Annotated in this window: 7 protein-coding genes; all 7 read right to left on the bottom strand. The window is 32.4% G+C overall.

Features of this window, described 5'->3' with window-relative positions; genetic code table 11:
* Positions 1-223: 223 nt before the first annotated feature.
* Positions 224-1,120 carry a DUF3078 domain-containing protein gene (locus tag AC2D8I_RS10895; RefSeq protein WP_484706040.1) on the bottom strand — a complete coding sequence of 299 codons (897 nt, stop codon included), beginning with the start codon at positions 1,118-1,120 and terminating at the stop codon, positions 224-226.
* 256 nt (positions 1,121-1,376) lie between these two features.
* Positions 1,377-1,892, bottom strand: coding sequence for a DUF2480 family protein (locus AC2D8I_RS10890; RefSeq protein ID WP_484706039.1), 516 nt, complete (start codon positions 1,890-1,892; stop codon positions 1,377-1,379).
* Between the two features lie 41 nt (positions 1,893-1,933).
* Positions 1,934-2,263, bottom strand: a complete 330-nt coding sequence (locus tag AC2D8I_RS10885) for an SUF system Fe-S cluster assembly protein (protein ID WP_484706038.1) — start codon at positions 2,261-2,263, stop codon at positions 1,934-1,936.
* Positions 2,264-2,341: 78 nt separating this feature from the next.
* Positions 2,342-2,767, bottom strand: coding sequence for a SufE family protein (locus tag AC2D8I_RS10880; protein ID WP_484706037.1), 426 nt, complete (start codon positions 2,765-2,767; stop codon positions 2,342-2,344).
* Positions 2,768-2,815: 48 nt separating this feature from the next.
* Positions 2,816-3,283 carry a hypothetical protein gene (locus AC2D8I_RS10875; protein ID WP_484706036.1) on the bottom strand — a complete coding sequence of 156 codons (468 nt, stop codon included), beginning with the start codon at positions 3,281-3,283 and terminating at the stop codon, positions 2,816-2,818.
* 267 nt (positions 3,284-3,550) lie between these two features.
* Positions 3,551-4,765 carry an aminotransferase class V-fold PLP-dependent enzyme gene (locus AC2D8I_RS10870; RefSeq protein WP_484706035.1) on the bottom strand — a complete coding sequence of 405 codons (1,215 nt, stop codon included), beginning with the start codon at positions 4,763-4,765 and terminating at the stop codon, positions 3,551-3,553.
* 79 nt (positions 4,766-4,844) lie between these two features.
* Positions 4,845-6,158, bottom strand: a complete 1,314-nt coding sequence (sufD, locus tag AC2D8I_RS10865; RefSeq protein ID WP_484706034.1) for a Fe-S cluster assembly protein SufD — start codon at positions 6,156-6,158, stop codon at positions 4,845-4,847.
* Positions 6,159-6,288 lie beyond the last annotated feature (130 nt).

Raw genomic sequence — 6,288 nt, 5'->3', positions numbered from 1 at the left:
AGGGATTGACGCTTCAAGGATTTCTGGATTAGGTAAAGGAGAGAATGAACCAGCAGTAGACTGCGGAAGAGCCTGTACCGACGAACAGCACCAGTTAAACCGCCGTTCTGAATTCTTGATTGTAAGCGGTGGACCACAGCAAAACCAATAATTAAAATACTAAGTATTACACAGTATTAAATAAAAACCCAGCTTAATTTTTTTTAAGCTGGGTTTTTATGGGTTAAAATTCATAGTTTACACCAAGACCAAATATTTGTTTGGTTTGAAAACCTTTAAAAGCATTATCATCATAGATGGTCTGAAATGCTAAATTGGCAGATAAAACGTTGTTAATAGACATTACTAAATTCAAACTATAGTCTATATCTATATTTTGTGGGTCTTCTAAATAATTAGAATAGAAGTTTAAAATATTTTCCATAGATACATTTTTCATTAGCTTTAGTTTATAATAAGTGCTAAGAGAAAAACCTAATTCAAAACGGAAGGTTTCATTAGCATCGACTCCAAAGTAGCCTCCACTGTTATTAAAATCAGCTTCAGTTCCAGGTGCAACGGTTGTGAACTCTTTATGCACAAAAATCATTTTGGATGTTACAGGTGCGATATTAACTTTTAGGTTGTCACTTTTTTTCCATAACATCCCTGGTCCAACTTGTAAATATGCCGGTGAAAAAAAATGGGAAGTTTTTTCTTCAATATCAGTCTCATCATCTGTCTCGAAACCAGAATCCATTTGCGTTTTAAAATTTAAAAAGAATGAGTAAAACCAATTTTTACTAGCCTTCTTTCCTGCTAAAGAAGTGAATTCTAGTCGGTCATCTGTTTTTTGCCTTTCTTCATCTTCAATTTTAGTGACACCATACGAAGCAATAAATTTGTTATCCCAAACAAAATCATCTTTAGTATAATTAAAATCATAGTTTAAACCAAAAGTAGCAGAGAGGTTATTCATGCCTCCAGCAGTCCAATTTTCAAAAGAGGATTGATTGAATAGAAATGAGATTTTACCTGTTTTATTCCAGCCTTGTTTCGTTGTATCTATTGTGAAGGCGTGTTGAGCATGTATTGAAGCTATTCCTATAAAAAAAGCAGAAAGTAAAAGAATTTTTTTCATATTCATTAAAGTTAGTTCTTGCAAAAATAGTTTCCTTTCTTCTTTTAAAAAAGAAGAAGAAAAGAATTTTTATTTAAATACTGTATGATTATAAATGTATTATAAGGAAAAGAGAAAATTGAACTAATGGAATAATGTGTTGGTTTATAGTTTTATAAGCAATTGTTTTGAGCGATGGACTTGAAATTAAAACCTGATTTGAAGGGGTATTTGAGGTTAGTTATTTAATGTGGTTATTTGTTTGATATATAGTTTGTTATTGGGTTTTTTTGCTTTTGTATAAAGGGACGAAAGAACAGGCTTCCCCATACATTATAGATTTTGCAATGGGTTTTAGTTTTTTTGAAAGCATTAAATATGCATTTGTAGGAACTGGCTTTTTAGAACAACCTTTAATAATAATAGGTTTGTCTTTAAAAGGTTCAAGATCTAAGGCGTTTATTATATTTTGATATATGGTGGTTTCTAGAGTTTCTAAATCCCCTAATATTGTCTGTTTAGTATAGGATTCTAAATGAATATTAATAAGCATATAGGCCCAGGCAGGAACAATAGCATCCGTGCTACAGTTAATGGCAACATACTGTCCAATATGTTTTGACCAATCATATTGTTTTACGTGTTCTCTAAACTCTTTTTCTCGTAAAACAAAACCTTTATAAAGCCAATTTTTTATGTCGAAAATAATGCGCTTACCTTCAGGGTAATAGTCCTCTAGGTCTAGAGTAATTAATTTACTATTCGCTACGCGATTTATTATTTCGTCTGCCATAATTTTTAATAGCGTGGTTATAGAGTAGTTATAGTTTTTTACTATAACATACCTAATTCTAGTTTCGCTTCTTCACTCATTAAATCTTGCGTCCAAGGTGGGTCGAAAGTAATTTCTACTTCGGCATCTTTAACAGCTTTCAGTGATTTTACTTTTTCTTCAACTTCTAAAGGTAGTGTTTCAGCTACAGGACAATTAGGAGTTGTTAACGTCATTAGAACCTTTACATCGTAATCTTCATTAACGAAAACATCGTAAATTAACCCTAGCTCATATATGTCTACTGGTATTTCAGGGTCATAAATAGTTTTTAAGACTTTTACTATTTTTTCACCTAATTCTGCTGTGTCTATTGTTGTTGTATTGTCCATTTAAAGATTTATTTCTTGATATTATTTAAGCTAAAACGTTTCATTAGGCTTAATCCTATCTTGTCTAGTGTTTGAAAGTTAACTAAGCTGTGTTTGGTATGCAATAGCATACATTTTAAGTTGTTTGATCATACTAACTAAGCCATTTGCTCTTGTTGGAGACAAATGTTCTTTCAATCCGATTTTGTCTATAAAATCGGTATCTGCATTTATAATGTCGTTGGGGTGCTGATTGGAAAATACACGTATTAAAATAGCGATAATTCCTTTAGTTATAATAGCATCACTATCTGCTGTGAAGGTAACTTTATCATTATCCATTTCTGCATGTACCCAAACCTTGCTTTGGCAGCCTTTTATTATGTTATTTTCAGTTTTGTATTGAGTTGCAATCAATGGTAAATCTTTACCGAGATCTATCATGTATTGGTAACGCTCCTCCCAGTCTTCGAACATTGAGAATTCCTCTATGATTTCATCTTGTATATTGTCTATAGTTTGCATTTCAATTGAGTTTAACAATGCAAAAATAAGCATTTCAATTGATGAAGGCTATGATTTGTCCTTTGCAATAGCTAACATTTTGTTAATTAATTCAGCGAGTTTCTTATTAGGGTTTCCTGCATCAAAGGTAGGTACTTTGAAGATTTTACCTTCTTTAGTTATTTGTAATTCTCCAATGGCAGCACCATCATAAAAGCGCGCTTCGCTTGGTGCCTTCATATTTATCATATCTTTTAAATCTATAGTATTCACTATATCTATTAAGGCTTTCCAGCTGTTTGCATCAATATTTGTAATATTAGGTTTGCTTTCTGGGCTGGTTTGTGTGGCTATTTTTTTTCCATTTATTTTTAGTACATAATAGTTACCACGAGTAATTGCAGAATATTCTAAAGTTATCTGTTCTGTGGTTTGGGTTTTAGCTTCTTGAGTTGTATTAGTGGTAGAAGTAACTTCTTTAGCACCTCCACAGGCATTTAGAATAAGGGTTAATAGTATTAAAGTAATTGTTTTCATTGTGATAATGATTATGGTTAATAATATAATAATACAAAAAAGACACCACAAAATTGACGTCTTTAAAGTTTTAATTTAAACGATCTTCTTAATTGAGCATACTCTCTAGGTCAGCTTTCAGCTAAATAGTATACATCCTATTTGTTTATTTGAAATATATAGATAGAACTATCATAAGCATAATCCATTGAGCTGTAATATTAATTTGAGAGGCCTTTTTTTGATTAAAGACGAAGAAAACTTATTTGTAAAGAATAAAAAAAGGGATTATGATAACATCATTTTTGCTTTTTTTATGCCTTCAACTAAAAGGTCAATTTCTGCTTTGGTGTTGTAGAATGCAAAAGAAGCTCTAACCGTACCAGGAATATTATAAAAAGCCATTATTGGCTGTGCGCAGTGATGACCAGTACGAACTGCTATTCCTAATTTATCTAAAATACTACCTATATCATAAGGGTGAATGCCTTCTAAATTAAACGAAATTACAGCCGTTTTTTCTTTAGGTGTTCCGTATATTTTTAAGCCTTCTATTTCAGATAATTTTTTGGTCCCGTAATTTAATAGCTCGGCCTCATAATTTGCTATAGAATCAAAACCAATGGCATTCATATAATCTAAAGCAGCACCAAAAGCAATGCCTCCACAAATATTTGGAGTCCCTGCTTCAAATTTATGGGGAAGCCCTGCGTAAGTTGTTTTCTCAAAGGTCACTTCTGCAATCATTTCTCCTCCTCCTTGATACGGTGGAAGTTTATGTAGCCATTCTTCTGTTCCATATAATATCCCTACTCCTGTAGGGCCACAGATTTTATGAGCAGAAGCAACGTAAAAGTCTGCTTTTAAATTTTGTAAATCCGGTTTTATATGGGGACATGCTTGAGCGCCATCTATTAAAATAGCTGCTTCATATTCATGCGCTTTTTTTATAATATATTCAATAGGGTTTATAACCCCTAGCGCATTAGAGACATGATTTACAAAGACTAATTGGGTCTGTTCAGAAAGTAATGCATCATAAGCTTCCATATTCAACGTTCCATTTTGGTTCATTGGAATAACTTTTAAAACAGCACCTGTACGTTCGCATAGCATTTGCCAAGGGACGATATTACTATGATGTTCTAATGCCGAAACAATAATTTCATCCCCTTTTTTTAATAATGTTGTAAAGCCGTTTGCGACTAAGTTTATACTATGGGTAGTTCCCGATGTGTAGATGATTTCATGAGCATATTTAGCATTGAAGTGCTTTTGAATAGTCTGTCGTGCTTGCTCGTATTTATCTGTCGCCTCTTGGCTTAATGCGTGTACGCCTCGATGTATGTTTGCATTGTAATGGGTGTAGTAATCTACAATAACATCTATAACATGTTGTGGCGTTTGTGACGTAGCAGCATTATCAAAATACACTAGAGGTTTACCGTTTACCGTACGTTGAAGTATGGGAAAGTCTTTTCTTATGTTCTCAATGTCTAGCATAGTTTGTTTTGCCGCTACAGTTTATAATAAATTTGATTAAAAAAATAGTGTTGATTTCTTTACTTCTAAGAAGTGATATTTATAAATCAAAACCAATATTAACACCTAATTTTTTAGCAATTAGCTTTGTAATACGTTGTTTTAGTTCTGGAATTTTTACAGAGCTTAATACATTGTTACTAAAGGCATACATTAAAAGCGCTTTTGCTTCTTTTTTGGGGATTCCTCTAGAGCGCATATAAAACATCGCGCTTTCGTCTAATTGGCCAATAGTACATCCGTGAGAACATTTTACATCATCTGCAAATATTTCCAATTGTGGTTTTGTGTTAATTGTAGCTTTATCACTTATTAATATATTATTATTGGCTTGAAATGCATTTGTTTTCTGCGCTTCTTTTTCCACAACTACTTTACCGTTAAAAACACCAGTAGCACTATCTGCGAATATACCTTTATAGTCTTGATGACTTTCACAATTCGGTTCTATGTGATGTACAAGCGTATTGTGATCTACGTGTTGTTTATCTCCAATAATTGTAATCCCTTTCATGGTAGAATCAATGTGTTCTCCATTTTGATAAAAGTTAAGATTGTTTCGCGTTAACTTTCCACCAAAAGAAAAGGTGTGTACTAAGCAATGGCTTTGACCTTTTTGGTCTACAAAGGTGTTATCTATTAAAGATGCATTAGAGTTGTCATTTTGGATTTTATAATAATCTACAATGGCATTTTTATCTGCAAAAATTTCGGTAACACTATTGGTTAAGACTGGGTTGTCGGTTAAACTTTGGTGACGTTCTATGATTTGAACTTGTGCGTTTTCATCTACAACAACGAGATTACGAGGTTGAAGCATTAATGCGGCTTCATTTCCTGTAGAGAAGTGTATGATCTGAATTGGTTTTTCAGCCAATTTGTTTTTTGAAATATGTATGTAAGCACCTTCATTTGAAAAAGCAGTATTCAAAGAGGTTAAGCTGTCCTTCGCCGCTATTTTGTTAAAGTGTTTCTCAATAACATTGTTATATTTAGGCTTGCTTAAAGCCGAAGACATTAAGCAAACATCTATATTCTCATGTGTTGTTTGCGATAGATGAGAAGAGTACTTACCATCGATGAATATAATTTTATACGTATCTATATCGTGGATAAAGTATTTTTTTATTTCCTTATAATCTAAAGCATTTTCCTGTTTTGGGAATACGCTATAGTCTTCCTTTAAAATACTCTTAAGTGAAGTGTATTTCCAAGCTTCTTCTTTTTTTGAAGGAAACCCTGCCATTTCAAATGCTTTAATAGCTTCGCTTCTAATATCGTGAATGGGAGAATCTATATCAACACGATTTTCAAATGCCAGAAAGGACGATACTAATTTTTCTTTTAAATCCATTTTTTAAGTCTTCAGTTTTCAGTTTGGGCTTACTTTAAAAGTCTGCTTTTTCTGAACCCTTTTAATATTTTTAGGATAATACTACTAAATAATAATTATTTAATAGTACCGCTAATTCTTTAACTTTAAA

The organism is Lacinutrix sp. YIN62 (assembly GCF_057219185.1).
The sequence above is the reverse complement of the archived record's forward strand: the minus strand, read 5'-3'. Positions and strand labels throughout refer to the sequence as shown.

Excerpts from the sequence above, each read along its gene's own strand:
- AC2D8I_RS10895 (WP_484706040.1), bottom strand. The coding sequence starts at position 1,120 with ATGAAAAAAATTCTTTTACTTTCTGCTTTTTTTATAGGAATAGCTTCA.
- AC2D8I_RS10890 (WP_484706039.1), bottom strand. The coding sequence starts at position 1,892 with ATGGCAGACGAAATAATAAATCGCGTAGCGAATAGTAAATTAATTACT.
- AC2D8I_RS10885 (WP_484706038.1), bottom strand. The coding sequence starts at position 2,263 with ATGGACAATACAACAACAATAGACACAGCAGAATTAGGTGAAAAAATA.
- AC2D8I_RS10880 (WP_484706037.1), bottom strand. The coding sequence starts at position 2,767 with ATGCAAACTATAGACAATATACAAGATGAAATCATAGAGGAATTCTCA.
- AC2D8I_RS10875 (WP_484706036.1), bottom strand. The coding sequence starts at position 3,283 with ATGAAAACAATTACTTTAATACTATTAACCCTTATTCTAAATGCCTGT.
- AC2D8I_RS10870 (WP_484706035.1), bottom strand. The coding sequence starts at position 4,765 with ATGCTAGACATTGAGAACATAAGAAAAGACTTTCCCATACTTCAACGT.
- sufD (WP_484706034.1), bottom strand. The coding sequence starts at position 6,158 with ATGGATTTAAAAGAAAAATTAGTATCGTCCTTTCTGGCATTTGAAAAT.